The sequence below is a fragment of the Collinsella aerofaciens genome (assembly GCF_020709435.1).
Classification (GTDB): Bacteria; Actinomycetota; Coriobacteriia; order Coriobacteriales; family Coriobacteriaceae; genus Collinsella; species Collinsella aerofaciens_AU.
The window spans coordinates 44113-60807 of the sequence record NZ_JAJFDP010000007.1 but is presented as its reverse complement, the minus strand read 5'-3'; the positions used below and the strand labels follow the sequence as shown (position 1 = coordinate 60807).

Here is a 16695-nt window from a genome sequence, read left to right as displayed (position 1 = left end):
CTCTTCTTAGAGCCTTTGATAGAATGTTGAGAGTTCAATCTAAAGGAGGATCGCTTTGTCCGACATCCGATATAAACGCGTGCTTCTTAAGCTTTCTGGCGAAGCACTGATGGGCGACGGCCAGTATGGCATCGACCCCAAGGTTACCGACCATCTTGCCAAACAGGTCAAGGAGCTGCTCGCCGTTGGCCATGAGGTCGGCGTCGTTGTCGGCGGCGGCAATATTTTCCGCGGCATGGCCGGCGCTGCCGGTGGCATGGAGCGTGCTCAGGCCGACTACATGGGCATGCTGGCAACCGTTATGAACGCGCTCGCCCTGCAGGATGCCTTCGAGCACAACGATGTTCCCTGCCGCGTTATGAGCGCTATCCAGATGAACGAGATCTGCGAGCCCTATATTCGCCGTCGCGCCATCAACCACCTTTCCAAGGGCAACGTCGTTATCTTTGCCGCCGGTTCGGGCAATCCGTACTTTACGACCGACACCGCCGCGGCTCTTCGTGCGTGCGAGATCGGCGCCGAGATTCTGATTAAAGCCACCAAGGTTGACGGCATCTACGACAAGGATCCCGTCAAGTGCGCCGACGCCGTCCGTTTTGACAAGATTACCTATCACGAGGTGCTCGTCCGCGGTCTGCAGGTTATGGATTCCACGGCTACGGCACTGTGCCAGGACAACCGTATGCCGATTTTGGTCCTCAACATCGATGGCGAGGACACCGTCAAGCGCGCGCTCGCGGGTGAGCCCGTCGGCACGCTCGTCTATCAGGAGGATTAAGCATGGCAGATAACATCACCGCCCATATGGACAAGTCGCTCGAGTCCCTCAAGCATAACTTCTCCAAGGTCCGTACCGGCCGCGCCAATGCCAACATTCTGTCCGACATCACCGTCGATTATTACGGTGTTCCCACGCCGGTCACGCAGGTTGCCGCCGTCAAGACCCCCGAGGCCCACATGCTGCTCATCGAGCCGTGGGACAAGGCACTCATCAACGCTATCGTCAAGGCCATCGGCGCTTCCGATCTGGGTATTACCCCCAACTCCGATGGCACCGTCGTTCGTCTGCCGTTCCCGGCTCCCACCGAGGAGCGCCGTCGCGAGCTCGTCAAGGAGTGCCGCGAGTACGCCGAGCAGGCCAAGGTGTCTATCCGTAACATCCGTCGCGACTTCAACAACAAGCTTGAGCGCGATGAGGAGCTCACCGAGGACGATGTCCGTCGCGAGCAGGCCAAGGTCCAGAAGCACACCGATGAGTATGTCGCCAAGGTCGAGGAGCTTCTGAAGGAAAAAGAAGCCGAGGTCATGGAGATCTAAGGTGCAATACGACGAGCATAAACTGGTCGAGTACTTTGCCGACGCCCCTGCGGGCGTCGGTTTTTCCGACCTTGACCTCAATAACATTCCGCACCATATCTCGTGCATCATGGACGGCAATGGTCGTTGGGCCACATCGCGCGGTCTTGCACGCACCGAGGGCCACAAGGCGGGTATCGTCTCCCTTCGTGAGATTATTACCGCCTGCGTGCGTCTGGGCGTCGACGTGCTTTCGGCCTATGCGTTTTCTACCGAAAACTGGAACCGCCCGCAGCATGAGGTCAACGTCTTGATGCACCTGTTTGCCAAGACGTTTATCGACGAGCTGCCGCTTCTGAAGCGCGAAAACGTGCGCGTTGTCTTTTTGGGTGACATTTCCGCGCTGCCCAAGAAGACCCGCGACGTTTTTGAACGCGGTCTTGCCGAGTGCGCCAATCACACCGGCATGACGCTGGCGCTTGCCGTCAACTACGGCGCGCGTGCCGAGATTACCCGCGCTGTCCGTCAGATCGCACTCGACGCTGCCGCCGGTAAGATCGATCCTGGCTCAATTGATGACGACATGGTGGCTTCCCACCTCTATACCGCTGGCCTTCCCGATCCTGAGCTTGTGATTCGCACCTCTGGTGAGCTGCGCCTTTCGAACTATCTGCTGTGGCAGGTAGCTTATTCCGAGTTCTACGTCACCGATACCTATTGGCCCGACTTTGATCGTTGGGGTCTTGTCGACGCCATTTTGGCCTATCAGGGCCGTGACCGTAGGTTTGGTGGACTGAGCAAGACCGAGGAGGCTTAATCGTGTCCGATCGTCCCAAGGCATCTGCTCCCAAGACGCCTGCGCGTAAAGCTGCCACTGCGGGAGCGCCTGCAGCGAAGAGCGGCAGCGGTTCGTGGCTGGCGGGCTTTATTACCCGTGCCGCCGCCGGTATCGTCTACGCCGTTGTCTTTATCCTGTGCCTGGTTTTGGGTATCGTGCCCACTGCCATCTTTGTTTCCGTCATGAGCGGTCTGTGCTGTTATGAGTTTTTCCGTATGACGAGGCTCGATGGCAAGATGGCTAACGAGCGCATGGGTATCGCTGCCGCCGTACTCTTTCCGCTGTCGGCGTTGGGCGATTCGATGTTGCTGAATGCCCTGCTTTTTGCCCTGATGCTCGCTGTGGGCATTTGGTATGTCTGGTCGCCGCGTACCCGCATCTCTGATGTGGCCGTGACGCTCATGGGTCCCATCTACACTGGCTTTATGCTGTCGGCTATCGTGCTGCTGCGCGATGCCGTGCCCGGTTTTGCCGGCGCCCTGCTTTCAGTGGGCGTTTGCGCGTCCCTTTGGGTCTCCGATTCGTTTGCCTACATTGTGGGCAGCCGTATCGGCAAGCACAAGATGGTTCCCAAGATCTCTCCCAAAAAGAGCTGGGAGGGGTTTGTCGGCGGCATCCTGGGCTCGGTTTTGATTTGGCTCATCCTGTGGGCGACGCACTTCTACAAGCTCAGCCTGCCCTATGCGCTGCTGTGCGGCGTTGTCGTGTCCATCCTGGGCGTTATCGGAGACCTCATCGAGTCGCGCATCAAGCGCGGTGTGGGCGTTAAGGATTCCGGTAACCTTATCCCGGGCCACGGCGGCATGCTCGATCGTAGCGATTCGCTCATCTTTGGCTGCATTACCGCTCAGCTGCTTTTGATGATCGGAGGCGTGCTGTAATGTCATTCCAGACGACGTATGGCCCCGATGGACGCCTCCGTGTTGCCATCCTGGGTTGTACGGGCTCTATCGGCACCCAGGCACTCGATGTGTGCCGTCAGCATGCCGATCGCCTGCAGGTGACGGCGCTGTCCGTTAATTCCAGCACCTCTGAGCTCGTTGCCGCTGCCCGCGAGTTCTCGGTTCCGGCGGTTGCCGTGGCCGATGTCGCTCACGGCGATGACGCCGTGCTGCAGGAGTTGCCCGAGGGAACGAAGCTCGGCGTTGGCGCGCAGGCGGTTTGCGAGCTCGCGCGTCGCGACGATGTCGACTGCGTGCTCGTTGCTATTGTGGGCGCCGCCGGTCTCGAGGCGAGCCATGCGGCCTTGACCTCTAATAAGCGCCTTGCCCTTGCCAACAAGGAGTCCCTCGTCGTCGGCGGCGACTTGCTTATGCCGTTGGCGCAACCGGGCCAGCTTATTCCAGTCGACTCTGAGCACTCCGCCATCTACCAGTGCTATCTGGGGGAGAACCCACGCGAGGCTCATTGTATTTGGCTCACCTGCTCGGGCGGTCCGTTCTTTGGCCGCACCCGCGACGAGCTCGACCGCGTGACGCGTGCCGATGCCCTCGCACATCCCACGTGGGCCATGGGTGCCAAGATCACCATCGACTCCGCCACCCTCATGAACAAGGGCCTGGAGCGCATTGAGGCCATGCATCTGTTTAACTGCGACCTCGATTTCATTAACGTGGTCGTGCAGCGTCAGTCCAAGATTCACTCTATGGTCGAGTTCGCCGACGGCTCCGTGATGGCGCATCTCGGTGCTTCCGACATGCGTATTCCCATCCAGTTCGCGTTCTCGTATCCCGAGCGTTGGGATACCCCGGCGCCTCGTATCGATTTCCGCGAGCTGGGGCAGCTCACGTTTGATGCTGCCGACATGGATACCTTCCGCGCTCTGGCACTGGCCGAACGTGCCGGCAAGACGGGTGGCACCATGCCGTGCGTGCTCAACGCCGCCAACGAGGTCGCCGTCGATGCCTTCCTGAACGATGGCTGCAGCTTTACCGATATCGATCGCATTGTGGAATCCTGCATGGATTCCCACGATATGCAGGCGGTCGATTCGTTTGAGCAGCTTCGCGACATCGATGCATGGGCGCGTGAAAAGGCTGCGCAGGTGCTCGCCGCAACCCGTTCCTAACCCATAAGGATTGCTTTTTCGTTTTATGGATACTGTTCTGAGCGTTTTCTCATCGGTCTTTTGGGGCCTGCTGATGCTTTCCGTCCTTGTGTTTTTGCACGAGGGCGGCCACTTTTTGGCGGCGCGTGCCTGCGGCGTCCGCGTGACCGAGTTCTTTTTGGGCCTGCCGTGTCGCTTTGACATCCATTACACGTCACGTCGCATTGGAACCAAGTTTGGCGTGACCCCGCTGCTGCTGGGTGGCTACGCTGCCATCTGCGGTATGGATCCGACCGACGTCTCGTGCGCCGATCGCGTGCTCGCGGCTATCTATCGTCATGGTCGCGTGACCGTGGCCGACCTTGCCGCCGAGCTCGAGCTATCCGAGGAGGTTGTGCTCGAGGCATGCGCCTTGCTCTTGGGTTGGGGCTCTATCGCGCCTTGGTATGAGGAAGGGGAGAAGCCCTCGCCGAGCTACTATCCCGCCAAGTATCAGACGCTGCCACGAGATGCGGCGGGTTACACCACCTTTGACGGCCGCCGTTTCGATCGAGAGCATGCGACTACCGAGGGCGATGTGTGGGAGCTGCCGTGCGGCGAAGCCGAGTTCCTTGCGCAAGAGCGTTCGCATACCTATCTGGGCCAGGGTTTTCTCAAGCGCGCCTTTATGCTGCTCGCGGGCATTCTCGTCAATATCCTGACGGGCTTTTTGCTGCTTATGAGCATCTACTCTATTGCGGGTGTCACCGTGCCGATGGATACCAACGTGATCGGTCAGGTTGACGAGGGGTCTATTGCCGCCAAGGCGGGTATCGAGGGCGGCGACGCGATCCTTTCGGTTGACGGAGTATCGTGCTCTACCTGGATGGACGTTTACGATGCCATCGGCAAGGCCGCCGGTAAGGACGATATCGCCATTGAGTATGAGCGCGACGGCAAGCAGCATTCGACCTCGGTTGCGCTCAAAGAGGACGAGCGCCTAGGTGTGTATGCCTCTACGCAGGTGGTCCGTTTAGACCCCATCACGTCGGCGCGTCTGTCATTCTCCTATGTTGTGCAGACCGCGGAGGGCGTGATGCGCCTGCTCCAGCCGCAGCATACGATGGAGATTCTCGATCAGTCTTCTTCGATCGTGGGTATTAGCGTTATGTCCTCACAGGCTGCTGCTGCCGGTCCTGCCACGTTCCTTTCGTTTGCCGCCCTCATTTCGTTCTCGCTTGGCTTTATGAACCTGCTGCCCATCCCACCACTCGATGGCGGCAAGCTGGTCATCGAGATCATTCAAAAGATTGTGGGCCGCGAGCTTCCGCTCAAGGTCCAGACGATTGTGAGCTATGTGGGCATCGCGCTCTTTGCGCTGCTGTTTGTCTATATGCTTCGTTCCGACATCCTTCGATTTATTCTGTAGGGGAGTGTTTGGATTGTCTTTATCCCATCCTTTGCCTCGCGATTTGACGCGCCCCGTGCATGTGGGCGGTGTGCAGATCGGTGGCGGTGCGCCGGTGGTGGTCCAATCCATGACCTGCACCGATACCGCTGATGCCCAGGCAACGCTTGCGCAAGTGTGCGCGTTGGCGCAGGCTGGCTGCGATATCGTGCGTGTGAGCGTGCCCACCGAGGCCGCGCTTGAGGGTTTCCGCACCATCTGTGCCGAGTCTCCGGTGCCAATCGTTGCCGATATCCACTTTAACCACAAGCTGGCCATTGGCGCTGTGGAGGCCGGTGCCGCCAAGCTCCGCATCAATCCCGGTAATATCGGCGATTGGGCCAAGGTCGATGCTGTCATCGATGCCGCGGGTGCTGCGGGCTGCGCAATTCGCATCGGTGTCAACGCTGGTTCGCTTGAGCAGGATATCGCCGAGCGCGACGACCTCACGCAGCCCGAAAAGCTCGTGATGTCGAGCGAGCGCTTCGTCAAGCACTTTGAGGACCGCGGCTTTACGAACATTGTGCTTTCGGCCAAGGCCCATAGCGTGCAAACGACGCTCGATACCTATCGAGCCCTGTCGCGTGAGATTCCCCACGTTCCGCTTCACCTGGGCGTGACGGAGGCGGGGACCAAGCTCCAGGGCACCATCAAGAGCTCTGTAGGCTTGGGTATCTTGCTTTCCGAAGGCATTGGCGACACCATGCGTGTGTCGCTCACAGCCGATCCGGTTGAGGAGCCGCCGGTTGCCTGGGGTATTCTGCAGTCGTTGGGCCTGCGTCGCCGTGGCCCCGAGATTGTCTCGTGCCCCACGTGCGCCCGCTGCCAGGTTAACCTTATTCCCATTGCCGAGGAAGTAACCGAGCGGCTTAAGAACTATACCGCGCCGCTTTCGATTGCCGTTATGGGATGTGCCGTTAATGGCCCCGGCGAGGCTTCTGATGCCGACCTGGGCGTTGCTTGCGGACGTGGTCAGGCCTTGCTCTTTTCGCATGGCCAGATCATTGGTAAAGTAGCTGAGGACCAAATTGTCGACGCGCTTATGGCAGAGGTCGACAAGCTTATTGAGGAGAAATAAATGACCCGAGCAATGTATATGTCTAAGCTCTATGCGCCGACGCTTAAAGAGGATCCGGCGGACGCTGAGCTCGCCAGTCACCGCCTGCTGCTCCGTGCCGGCATGATCCGCAAGGAGGCCGCCGGCCTGTATTCCTACCTGCCGCTTGCCTGGCGCTCGATCCGTAAGATCGAGAACATCGTGCGCGACGAGATGGACGCTGCCGGCGCCCAGGAGCTTATGATGCCTATCATGGTCGACGCCGAGTTGTGGCGCGAGTCCGGCCGCATCGACGCCTATGGCAAGGAGCTTGTGCGCTTTGACGACCGTCATGGTCGCGAGTTCGTCCTGGGCCCCACGCACGAGGAGACCGTCACGGCCCTGGTGCGCAACGAGCTACGCTCCTATAAGCAGCTGCCCGTCAACCTGTATCACATTCAGGACAAGTTCCGCGACGAGTTCCGTCCCCGCTTTGGCCTGATGCGCGGCCGCGAGTTCATCATGAAGGACGCCTACAGCTTCTCCGCCACGCAGGAGAGCCTGCAGGAGGAGTACGACAAGATGAAGCAGGCGTACGCCAATATCTGCGAGCGCTGCTACATCAAGGCTCTGCCCGTCGTCGCCGATTCTGGCGAGATCGGTGGCGATACCTCCGTCGAGTACATGGCTTTGGCTGACGCCGGCGAGGCTTCGCTCGTCTACTGCGACGATTGCGGCTTCGCTGCCGATGACGAGGCTGCAAGCACCAAGGTCGTCGTGACCGAGGGTCCTGGTGACGGTACGCTCACCAAGGTTGAGACTCCGGGCATGGGCACCATTGAGGCTGTTGCTAAGTTCTTTGGGTTCCCCGAGAACGGCACGCGCAAGTCGCTGGCATTGATCGACTCCGAGGGCAAGCCGGTCGTGGCCATTGTCCCGGGCGACCACGAGCTCAATGACTGCAAGGCCGAGCATGTCTTTGGTAAGGGCTATCGTATGATGACCGACGAGGAGCTTCAGGCGAACGGTCTGCACAAGGGCTTTATCGGACCGGTCAACCTGCCCGAGGGCATCCGTCTGGTGTGCGACGAGAGCCTTCGCGAGTCCAAGCAGTGGGCCTGCGGTGCCAACGAGGTCGATTATCACTTTACCGGTGCCTGCCCCGAGCGCGACTTTACCGTCGACGAGTGGGCCGACCTGGTCACCGTCGTTGCCGGCGATCCCTGCCCGCACTGCGGCAAGCCGCTCTCTGCTGCTCGCGGCATCGAGGTTTCCCAGGTCTTCCAGCTGGGCACCAAGTACTCCGAGGCCATGGGTGCCACCTTTATGGACGAGGACGGCAAGGAGAAGCCGCTTATCATGGGTTGCTACGGCGTGGGCGTGTCCCGTTCGCTCGCTGCCGTCGTGGAGCAGCACAACGACGAGCACGGTATCGTCTGGCCGGTCTCCGTTGCCCCGTACGAGGTTGCGGTGATTCCGCTCGACCCCAAGAAGGAGGAGTGCGCTACCGTCTGCGAGCAGATCGTTGATGGCCTGTGTGCCGAGGGTATCGAGGTCGTCGTCGACGATCGCGATGAGCGTCCGGGCTTTAAGTTTGCCGATAACGACCTCATGGGCTTCCCGTATCAGGTGGTTCTGGGCAAGCGCGGCCTTAAGAATGGCACCGTTGAGCTCAAGGACCGTGCTACGGGCGAGCGCGAGGACGTGGCGATCGACGAGGTCGTTGCCAAGGTTGCCGAGCTTGTTAAGGCAGCCCGCCGTTAATCGACGATTTCGCTTGTAGTTCGATATGTGGGACGGCCCCGCATTTCTCCAATCGGGGAGATGCGGGGCCGTCCTATTATCTTGTAGCATCCTCGATATCTAAAAGGAAAACCCCACAGCCCATGCGAGCTGCGGGGTTTTCCATTATGCCTCCGATGCGAAATAAATCGCTCAGATATTACTGATAATCGACGACGTCGATCCAGTTCTTCAGGAACTCATCGTTCACGTTGCGCTTACGAGCGAGCTCGGAAGCGGCGACGATGCTCGTCCACTGACGCACGACCTGCATGGGCATGTCGGCACGGTCGCAGTAGAGCTCCAGGTAGGCCTCGGCCTGGTCCTTGCTGTTGAGGGCAAAGAGCAGGTAGGTGGTGGCAACGTCGGCAGCAGGGGAGCCCTGGGTGGCGTGTGCCCAGTCGCACACATAGAGCTGGCCGTCGTCGCCGACGATGACGTTGGAGGGGTTGAAGTCGCCGTGGCAGACCTTGAACTCCTTGGTCATGCCGTCCAGACGCTCCTGAAGGTTGTAGCGCGTGGTGGCATTGAGCTGATCAAGGCTGTCGATCATGCGGGCGAACTTGTCGCGCTGACGGTTGAGCAGCGGGGAGGTGTAGCCGTGGATCTCGATCTGGAGGTCGACGAACATCTCGAGGTACTCACCAAAGCGCTGGGGCTCGGCAGTCATCTTCTCGGCAAGGGTGGTGCCCGGAACCTTCTCGGTCACGAGCGCCCAGCCGTTGGCGTTCTCGAGCTGGGAAACCTCGAGAGCCTTGGGGCTGCGGATGCCGCACTCATTGATGCGGGCAAGATTCAAAGCCTCGTTGAACACGTCGGAGACAGGCTTGGTCTCGTTAAAGACCTTGACGATCTTGTCGCCCAGGTCGTAAACGACCTTGTTGCCACGGCGGACGAGCTCGGTCTTGGAATCGGGTAGCAGCATGGTTGCATCCTTTCAACGATGCGATAGAAGCGACGGCGGGGGTGTGTGAAACACCCGTGCACCCCCGCCGCAAAAAACCGTGCTAAAAACTAGCAGACGGCGTAGTCCTGGGGCTCGCGGCCGTAGTAGGCGTCCAGGTAGAGCTCCTTGATCTCGCTCATGAGCGGGTAGCGCGGGTTAGCGCCGGTGCACTGGTCGTTGAATGCCTGCTCGGTCATCTCGTCGAGGGTGTCGAGGAAGTACTGCTCGTCAACACCGTAGTCGGCGATGGTCTTCTTGACACCGATGAAGTCCTTGAGCTCCTCGAGCTTCGTGATGAAGTTCTCGAAGACCTCCTTGTCGTCCTTGCCCTCGATGCCGCAGTACTTGGCCATCTCGGCGTAGTTGTGCAGCGCGTTGGGGTAAGGATACTGGGAGAAGGTACCCATCTTGACGGGAGCCTCGGCGGCGTTGTAGCGCATGACGCGGGTCAGGATGACGGCGTTGGCGATGCCGTGGGGCAGGTGATGGAAAGCGCCGAGCTTGTGAGCCATGGAGTGGTTGAGGCCCAGGAAGGCGTTGGCGAAGGCCATACCGGCCATGCAGGAGGCGTTGTGCATCTCCTCGCGGGCGTGCGGGTCCTTGGCGCCGTTCGTGAAGCTGGAGGGCAGGTTCTCAAAGACGAGCTTGGCAGCGCGCTCGGAGAGGCCCTTGGTGTAGTCGGAAGCCATGATGGAGACGTAGGACTCGATGGCGTGGGTCATGACGTCGATGCCGGAGGCAGCGGTCAGGCCGCGCGGGGCGGTCATGCAGTTGTCGGCGTCGACGATAGCCATGTTGGGGAGCAGCGCGTAGTCGGCGAGCGGCCACTTGATGCCGGTCTCCTTGTCGGTGATGATGGCGAACGGCGTGCACTCGGAGCCGGTACCCGAGGAGGTCGGGACGGCGACGAAGTAGGCCTTCTTGCCCATCTCGGGGAAGGTGAAGATACGCTTGCGGATGTCCATGAAGTCCATGGCCATGTCCTCAAACTTGCACTCGGGGTGCTCGTACATCATCCACATGATCTTGCCGGCGTCCATAGCGGAGCCACCGCCGACGGCGATGATGACGTCCGGCTCAAAGAGAGCCATCTGCTTGGCGCCGCGACGTGCGCACTGCAGCGACGGATCGGGCTCGACGTCGTAGAAGCAGTCGTGGGCGATGCCCATCTCGTCGAGCTTGGCCTCGATGGCGCGGGTGTTGCCATTCTTGAAGAGGAACTGGTCGGTAACGATGAAGGCGCGCTTCTTGCCCATGACGTTGCCCAGCTCGTCGAGGGCGACGGGCGTGGAACCCTTCTTGAAGTAGACCTTCTCGGGAGCGCGGAACCACAGCATGTTCTCACGGCGCTCGGCCACAGTCTTAACGTTGATCAAGTGCTTCACCCCAACGTTCTCGGAGACGGAGTTGCCGCCCCAGGAGCCGCAGCCCAGGGTCAGAGACGGCTTCATGCCAAAGTTGTACAGGTCACCGATGCCACCGTGCGAGGACGGGGTGTTGATGACGATACGGCAGGCCTTCATGACGTGCTCGAACAGGCTGATCTTCTCGGCCTGGGCGGGGTGCACGTACAGAGAGGCGGTGTGGCCCGGGCCACCGGCGAGCACCAGGTGCTCGGCCTTGTCGACGGCCTCCTGGAAGTCCTTGGCGTGATACATGGCCAGGACCGGGGAGAGCTTCTCGTGGGAGAACTCCTCCTTGGCGGGGTCGGTGGAGGTGACCTCGGCGATCAGGATCTTGGTCTTGGCGGGAACCTCGATGCCGGCGAGCTCGGCGATCTTGGCGGCAGCCATGCCGGGGATGCGGTGATCGAGGGCGCCGTTCTTGAACATGGCGGCACGCAGGGCCTCCATCTCGGCACCCTGCTTGACGAAGTAGCAGCCGCGCTTCTGGAACTCGGCCTTGACCTGGTCATAGATGGTGTCGATGACGGTCACGGACTGCTCGGAAGCGCAGATCATGCCGTTGTCGAAGGTCTTGGAGTGGATGATGGAGTTGACTGCGAGCAGTACGTCGGCGGTGTCGTCGATGACGACCGGGGTGTTACCGGCGCCAACGCCCAGGGCGGGCTTGCCCGAGGAGTAAGCGGCCTTGACCATGCCCGGGCCACCGGTGGCGAGGATGATGTCGACGTCGCGCATGACCATGTTGGTCAGCTCGATGGAGGGGACATCGACCCAGCCGATGATGCCCTCGGGGGCGCCGGCCTTGACGGCGGCGTCAAGCACGAGCTTGGCGGCGGCGATGGTGCACTTGGCGGCAGCCGGGTGCGGGGAGATGATGATGGCGTTGCGGGTCTTCAGGCTGATCAGCGTCTTGAAGATTGCGGTGGAGGTGGGGTTGGTCGTTGGGATGACGGCGCCCACGATGCCGATGGGCTCGGCGATCTTGGTGATGCCGTAAGCCTCGTCGCGCTCCAGGACACCACAGGTCTTGGTGTTCTTGTAAGCGTTGTAGATGTACTCTGCGGCGTAGTGGTTCTTGATGACCTTGTCCTCAAGAACGCCGCGGCCGGTCTCCTCGATGGCCATTTTCGCCAACGGGATACGAGCCTTGTTGGCGGCCATGGCGGCCTCATAGAAGATCTTGTCGACCTGCTCCTGCGTGTACGTAGCAAAAAGCGCCTGGGCCTCTCGCATCTGAGCGAGCTTAGCCTCAAGCGCCTCTACGTTGTCCACAATTGCGGGAGTAGTGTTTTCCGGTGACTTTTTCACCATTTGTGTCTCCTTGCGATCGGAGATTTACCCTACGTCTTGCATGATAGCAAGAAATTATTCGGCGAGCGGTCAGATTCCTGTAAAAGGCACACTAAAACGCTTCAATATACTGAAGCGTTTTAACTAAATTATCTGCCAGTGCATCGCCCTGCCCCCAATGAGCGCAAAAAGGCGCCCTCCGTGGGGGAGGGCGCCTTTGGTAAGTTCTATGTGAACGCGAGGTCTTTGACCCGGAGAGTCCGAGGTACTTGTTGGTAAGACCTTATTTAGGAGCGCGCAACCTTGCCGGACTTGAGGCAGGTGGAGCAAACGTTCATCTTGCGACGGTGACCATCGACGACGACGTAGACGCGCTGGATGTTGGGGCGGAACTTACGGTTGGTGACGCGGTGAGAGTGGCTGATGGAGCGACCGGCAACGGGGTGCTTACCGCAAACTTCGCAAACTTTGGACATAACTGACCCTCCTTGGGCGACAAACGAACATGTCGCGTTAACAAACAAGCCTGAACTATAGCACAGAAGTCGCTCCCTGTGCGCAATCTACACAGAGATATTCCTCTTTTGGCGATAGTGCCCACGCTACGGCCCTGGACGTAGATCCGATTTGCGTGCAGCAGAGGGGATTATGCCAGCTCGTGCGTGCGTTTTCAAGCTCGTCCCACAAATATATATAGGTTTATTGAGCGTTGGGCTCCGTTTACGGATTGCTCTGTATTTATGCTCGCAATTAAGCTCGAGGTTGGCTACACTATCCAGTGACCATTAAAGGGGTACGAGATACCCACATGGAATTACATAGCTGCCAAAGAGCAGCCTTTCCTGTGGGTGTCTGGTCCGCTTTAAGCGGTCGGGCATCTATTTTTTTGACTGTGTCAGCAGTCAAGACATGTGAGGAAGGAGATCGATGGGCACGACTTCCCCCAAGGCGGTCATTATGGACGAGACCGCCGTCAATCGAGCGATGACCCGCATCGCGCACGAGATTCTCGAGCGCAACGAGGGCTGTGAAGACCTCGCTTTGGTCGGCATCGTCACGCGCGGCGACCTTCTGGCAAAGAAGCTCGCCGAGGAGATCAAGGAGATCGAGGGCGTCGAAGTTCCGCTCGGCAGCCTCGACATCAGCTTCTACCGCGATGACTATGCGACCAATTTCGCTCCCGCGATCCACGCTACCAACATTCCCTTCAGCGTCGACGGCAAGCGCGTCGTGCTGGTGGACGACATCCTGTATACGGGGCGTACCATCCGCGCCGCTCTCGACGCCGTCATGGACCTGGGCCGCCCGAGCCGTATTGAGCTGGCGGTCCTCGTTGACCGCGGCCACCGCGAGCTCCCCATCTCGCCGGACTTTGTCGGCAAGAACGTTCCCTCGTCGCATGAGGAGAACGTGCACCTATATATGAAGGAAGTCGACGGCCACACCGCCGTCGAGATTAACGACGTCGCGCCGGGTTCCCACGTGGGCTCCGCGCCGCTGGGAGGTGAGTAGTACCGTGGCGTTCAACCATAAGCACCTGATCGACATTACCGAGTACTCCGAAGAGGACATCAAGCTCATCCTCGAGACCGCCAAGGCGTTCTCCGAGGTCAACGAGCGTGCCATCAAGAAGGTCCCCACGCTCAAGGGCAAGACCATCGTCAACATGTTCAACGAGCCCTCGACGCGCACCCGCAGCTCCTTCGAGCTCGCCGAGAAGCGCCTTTCGGCCGACAGCCTTAACTTTGGTGGCTCCTCGACCTCCACGGTCAAGGGCGAGAGCCTCGTCGACACCGTCGAGACCCTCAACGCTTATAAGATCGACTGCATCGTCGTACGCGACAAGCACGCCGGCGCTCCCTACATCGTCACGCAGAACTCGCCCGCGAGCGTCATCTGCGCCGGCGACGGCAAGCACAACCATCCCACGCAGGCTCTGCTCGACCTGTACACCATCTGGGAGCACAAGGGTGACTTCCACGGTCTGAAGGTCGCCGTCGTCGGCGATATCGCCCACTCACGTGTTTGCGGCTCGCTGATCCCCGCCCTTAAGATCATGGGCTGCGAGACCTACGCCGTCGCCCCCGGCACGCTGCTGCCGCCGGCGCCCGAGGTCCTGGGTTGCGACCACGTGACGAGCGACCTCGATTCCGTCCTGCCCGAGCTGGACGTCGTCTACATGCTGCGCGTGCAGCAGGAGCGCCTCGAGGGTGCCCCGTTCCCGACCATTCGTGAGTACCACAAGCTCTTCGGTCTGACCAAGGACCGCGAGAAGCTCATGAAGCCCGACGCGATTATCTGCCACCCGGGCCCCATCAACCGCGGCGTCGAGTTCGATTCCTATATGGCCGACCACCCGCAACGCTCCGTCATCCTGGAGCAGGTCTACGCCGGTATCTGCGTGCGTATGGCTATCCTGTATCTGCTGCTTGGAGGTGCCGATAATGGCCTTGCTTCTTAAGAATGCCCACGTCGTCGACCCGTCCGTCGAGCTTGACGGTGTCGTTGACGTCCTGATTGACAGCGACAAGATCGCCGAGGTCGGCGAGAATCTCGCCGTCGAGGGAGCCGAGGTCCGCGACCTTTCCGGCAAGTACCTCGTCCCCGGCCTGGTGGATATGCACGTTCACCTTCGCGAGCCCGGCTACGAGGTCAAAGAGGACATCGAGAGCGGTACCCGCGCAGCTGCCAAGGGCGGCTTTACCGGCGTGTGCTCCATGCCCAACACCGATCCCGTCACCGATAACGGTACCGTCGTGGAGTTCGTAAAGTCCCGTGCTGCCGAGGTCGGTCACTGCCGCGTCTATCCGTCGGGCGCCATGACCCGCGGTCTTAAGGGCGAGGCCATGTCCGAGATGGGCGATATGGTCGCCCACGGCGCCGTCGCCTTCACCGACGACGGTCGCGGCGTGCAGGGCGCGGGCATGCTCCGTCGCTGCATGGACTACGGCAAGATGTTCGGCAAGGTCTTCATGAGCCACTGCCAGGACGAGGACTTGGTCGGCCACGGCCAGATCAACGAGGGCAAGGTCTCGACCCGTCTGGCCCTCGAGGGCTGGCCGGCTGCCGGCGAGGAGCTCCAGATCGCCCGCGACATCGAGATCGCCAAGCTGACCGGTGCCAAGCTGCACATCCAGCACATCTCCACCGCCCATGGTCTGGAGATCGTGCGTGCCGGCAAGGCCGCTGGCGTTCAGGTTACCTGCGAGGCCACCCCGCACCACATGTTCCTGACCGAGAACGATCTGGACGAGACCTACAACACCTCGCTCAAGGTCAACCCGCCGCTGCGTACCGAGGAGGATGCCGAGGCCATCCGTCAGGGCGTCATCGACGGCACCGTCGACGTTATCGTCACCGATCACGCTCCCCACACCCCGTGGGAGAAGGCCCGCGAGTTCGAGCTTGCGCCCTTTGGCATGATCGGTCTCGAGACCTCGCTGTCGCTCGTGCTCACCGAGCTGGTCAACACGGGTAAGATGAGCATGGGCCGCATGGTCGAGCTCATGGCCATCAAGCCGCGTGAGATCCTGGGCCTCGACCAGGTTCAGGTCAAGGCGGGCTCCGTTGCCGACCTGACCGTGTTCGACGCGTCCGCCACCTGGACGGTTGGCGAGGACGGCTACGAGTCGCGCGCCGAAAACTCCGGTTTCGCCGGCCGCACGCTTACCGGCCGTGCCACCGATGTGTTTGTCGGCGGTAAGCAGACGCTTGCCGACGGCTGCATCTGCTAGCATAGCCTTATCGCTTTTGTGCGCGGCGCCCTTGCGGTGCCGCGCTTTCTATTCGTTTGGACCATGCAACCGCATGGGGGATTGGAGCGTCTATGCCCACACCTTCCACTGCACGCATGCACGACTTCGAGGTCGTCTCGAACCGGGAGATCGCCGACGGCATCTTCTCGCTCGTCATCTCGGCCCCCAAGCTTGCAAGTGCGCTCAAGCCCGGCCAGTTTGTGAACATTGCCGTGCCCGGCGATGCTTCCTCGCTGCTTCGCGTGCCCCTGAGCTTCTATCGCGCCGACGCCGAGGCCGGCACTGTCGAGCTGTGGTACGCCGTCGTGGGCGACGACACCCGTCGCCTGTCGCAGATGGCCCCCGGCTCCAAGTCCAACCTGTTGGGCCCTGGCGGCCGCGGCTGGCTTGTTCCCGAGGGCACCAGGAAGGCGCTGCTCGTGGCGGGCGGCATCGGTGTTCCGCCCGTGCTGTGCCTTGCCGGCAAGCTTGCCGAGCAGGGTGTGGCCTTCGACGTGTGCCTGGGTTTTGGCACCGCTTCCAAGGCCGTGGGCATCGATGAGTTCCGCGCGCTGGGCGCCACGGTCAACGTTTGCACCGACGACGGCTCGCTCGGCACGCACGGTTTTTGCACCGATCCTGCCGCCGAGCTGCTCGGCGAGGGCGGCTACGACTACGTCGCCAGCTGCGGTCCCGCCGTCATGATGAAGAAGGTCGCCGCTGCTACCGCCGAGGCCGGTGCGTACTGCGAGGTGTCCCTCGAGCGCATGATGAGCTGTGGCTTTGGCGCCTGCAACACCTGCAATGTCGAGACGGTCGACGGTATGAAGGGTGCTTGCATGTGCGGCCCCGTGTTCGATGCTTCCAAGGTGGTGGTCTTCTAGTGGGTACCGT

15 protein-coding genes are annotated in these 16695 nt (G+C 60.6%); 12 read left to right on the top strand and 3 right to left on the bottom strand.

All coding sequences use genetic code 11. The features are described from left to right. The first annotated feature begins 55 nt into the window (after nt 1-55). From pyrH to LK493_RS05855, 8 genes are read left to right on the top strand one after another with little or no spacing between them, the layout of a single operon-like run. A complete protein-coding gene (gene pyrH, locus LK493_RS05890; protein WP_040359955.1) occupies nt 56-778 on the top strand; it encodes a UMP kinase in 723 nt (240 codons plus the stop codon). A gap of 2 nt (nt 779-780) precedes the next feature. Next, nucleotides 781-1317 carry a ribosome recycling factor gene (frr, locus tag LK493_RS05885; RefSeq protein WP_055250029.1) on the top strand — a complete coding sequence of 179 codons (537 nt, stop codon included), beginning with the start codon at nt 781-783 and terminating at the stop codon, nt 1315-1317. Nucleotide 1318: 1 nt separating this feature from the next. Continuing rightward, complete coding sequence (locus LK493_RS05880; protein ID WP_195363557.1) at nt 1319-2113, top strand: isoprenyl transferase; 795 nt, start codon at nt 1319-1321, stop codon at nt 2111-2113. A gap of 2 nt (nt 2114-2115) precedes the next feature. Continuing rightward, nucleotides 2116-3015 carry a phosphatidate cytidylyltransferase gene (locus tag LK493_RS05875; protein WP_227790438.1) on the top strand — a complete coding sequence of 300 codons (900 nt, stop codon included), beginning with the start codon at nt 2116-2118 and terminating at the stop codon, nt 3013-3015. After that, on the top strand, nt 3015-4202 hold the full coding sequence (gene dxr, locus LK493_RS05870) for a 1-deoxy-D-xylulose-5-phosphate reductoisomerase (protein ID WP_227790437.1): 1188 nt from the start codon (nt 3015-3017) through the stop codon (nt 4200-4202). Before LK493_RS05875 ends, dxr begins: the two co-directional genes overlap by 1 nt. A 25-nt stretch (nt 4203-4227) precedes the next feature. Continuing rightward, a complete protein-coding gene (locus tag LK493_RS05865; protein ID WP_227790436.1) occupies nt 4228-5589 on the top strand; it encodes a M50 family metallopeptidase in 1362 nt (453 codons plus the stop codon). Nucleotides 5590-5602: 13 nt separating this feature from the next. Further along, complete coding sequence (gene ispG, locus LK493_RS05860) at nt 5603-6685, top strand: flavodoxin-dependent (E)-4-hydroxy-3-methylbut-2-enyl-diphosphate synthase (protein WP_227790435.1); 1083 nt, start codon at nt 5603-5605, stop codon at nt 6683-6685. Then, nucleotides 6686-8407, top strand: coding sequence for a proline--tRNA ligase (locus LK493_RS05855; protein WP_227790434.1), 1722 nt, complete (start codon nt 6686-6688; stop codon nt 8405-8407). A gap of 178 nt (nt 8408-8585) precedes the next feature. On the opposite strand, the gene LK493_RS05850 is transcribed toward LK493_RS05855, so the two are convergent. The 3 genes from LK493_RS05850 to rpmB all read right to left on the bottom strand — a co-directional run bounded on the left by LK493_RS05850 (nt 8586) and on the right by rpmB (nt 12543). After that, nucleotides 8586-9350, bottom strand: a complete 765-nt coding sequence (locus tag LK493_RS05850) for an aminoglycoside phosphotransferase family protein (protein WP_006236119.1) — start codon at nt 9348-9350, stop codon at nt 8586-8588. A gap of 89 nt (nt 9351-9439) precedes the next feature. Then, nucleotides 9440-12088, bottom strand: a complete 2649-nt coding sequence (adhE, locus tag LK493_RS05845) for a bifunctional acetaldehyde-CoA/alcohol dehydrogenase (RefSeq protein ID WP_117716641.1) — start codon at nt 12086-12088, stop codon at nt 9440-9442. A gap of 266 nt (nt 12089-12354) precedes the next feature. Continuing rightward, entirely contained in the window at nt 12355-12543 is a 189-nt protein-coding gene (gene rpmB / locus LK493_RS05840) for a 50S ribosomal protein L28 (protein ID WP_022094725.1), read from the bottom strand. 451 nt (nt 12544-12994) lie between these two features. Here rpmB and pyrR point away from each other — a divergent pair, with 451 nt between their 5' ends. The 4 genes from pyrR (at nt 12995) to LK493_RS05820 (ending at nt 16685) form a co-directional block, all read left to right on the top strand. Beyond that, nucleotides 12995-13579 (top strand): bifunctional pyr operon transcriptional regulator/uracil phosphoribosyltransferase PyrR, encoded by a 585-nt coding sequence (gene pyrR, locus LK493_RS05835; protein WP_117770320.1) that lies wholly within the window; start codon nt 12995-12997, stop codon nt 13577-13579. Nucleotides 13580-13583: 4 nt separating this feature from the next. Next, nucleotides 13584-14528 carry an aspartate carbamoyltransferase catalytic subunit gene (locus LK493_RS05830; protein ID WP_035138537.1) on the top strand — a complete coding sequence of 315 codons (945 nt, stop codon included), beginning with the start codon at nt 13584-13586 and terminating at the stop codon, nt 14526-14528. Continuing rightward, nucleotides 14512-15801 carry a dihydroorotase gene (locus tag LK493_RS05825; RefSeq protein ID WP_227790433.1) on the top strand — a complete coding sequence of 430 codons (1290 nt, stop codon included), beginning with the start codon at nt 14512-14514 and terminating at the stop codon, nt 15799-15801. Before LK493_RS05830 ends, LK493_RS05825 begins: the two co-directional genes overlap by 17 nt. Before the next feature lie 116 nt (nt 15802-15917). Continuing rightward, complete coding sequence (locus LK493_RS05820; RefSeq protein ID WP_227790456.1) at nt 15918-16685, top strand: dihydroorotate dehydrogenase electron transfer subunit; 768 nt, start codon at nt 15918-15920, stop codon at nt 16683-16685. Nucleotides 16686-16695 lie beyond the last annotated feature (10 nt).

Coding starts and splice junctions, on each gene's coding strand:
- dxr (WP_227790437.1), top strand. CDS start 3,015: ATGTCATTCCAGACGACGTATGGCCCCGATGGACGCCTCCGTGTTGCC.
- LK493_RS05855 (WP_227790434.1), top strand. CDS start 6,686: ATGACCCGAGCAATGTATATGTCTAAGCTCTATGCGCCGACGCTTAAA.
- LK493_RS05825 (WP_227790433.1), top strand. CDS start 14,512: ATGGCCTTGCTTCTTAAGAATGCCCACGTCGTCGACCCGTCCGTCGAG.
- rpmB (WP_022094725.1), bottom strand. CDS start 12,543: ATGTCCAAAGTTTGCGAAGTTTGCGGTAAGCACCCCGTTGCCGGTCGC.
- LK493_RS05850 (WP_006236119.1), bottom strand. CDS start 9,350: ATGCTGCTACCCGATTCCAAGACCGAGCTCGTCCGCCGTGGCAACAAG.
- frr (WP_055250029.1), top strand. CDS start 781: ATGGCAGATAACATCACCGCCCATATGGACAAGTCGCTCGAGTCCCTC.
- pyrR (WP_117770320.1), top strand. CDS start 12,995: ATGGGCACGACTTCCCCCAAGGCGGTCATTATGGACGAGACCGCCGTC.
- LK493_RS05865 (WP_227790436.1), top strand. CDS start 4,228: ATGGATACTGTTCTGAGCGTTTTCTCATCGGTCTTTTGGGGCCTGCTG.
- adhE (WP_117716641.1), bottom strand. CDS start 12,088: ATGGTGAAAAAGTCACCGGAAAACACTACTCCCGCAATTGTGGACAAC.
- LK493_RS05820 (WP_227790456.1), top strand. CDS start 15,918: ATGCACGACTTCGAGGTCGTCTCGAACCGGGAGATCGCCGACGGCATC.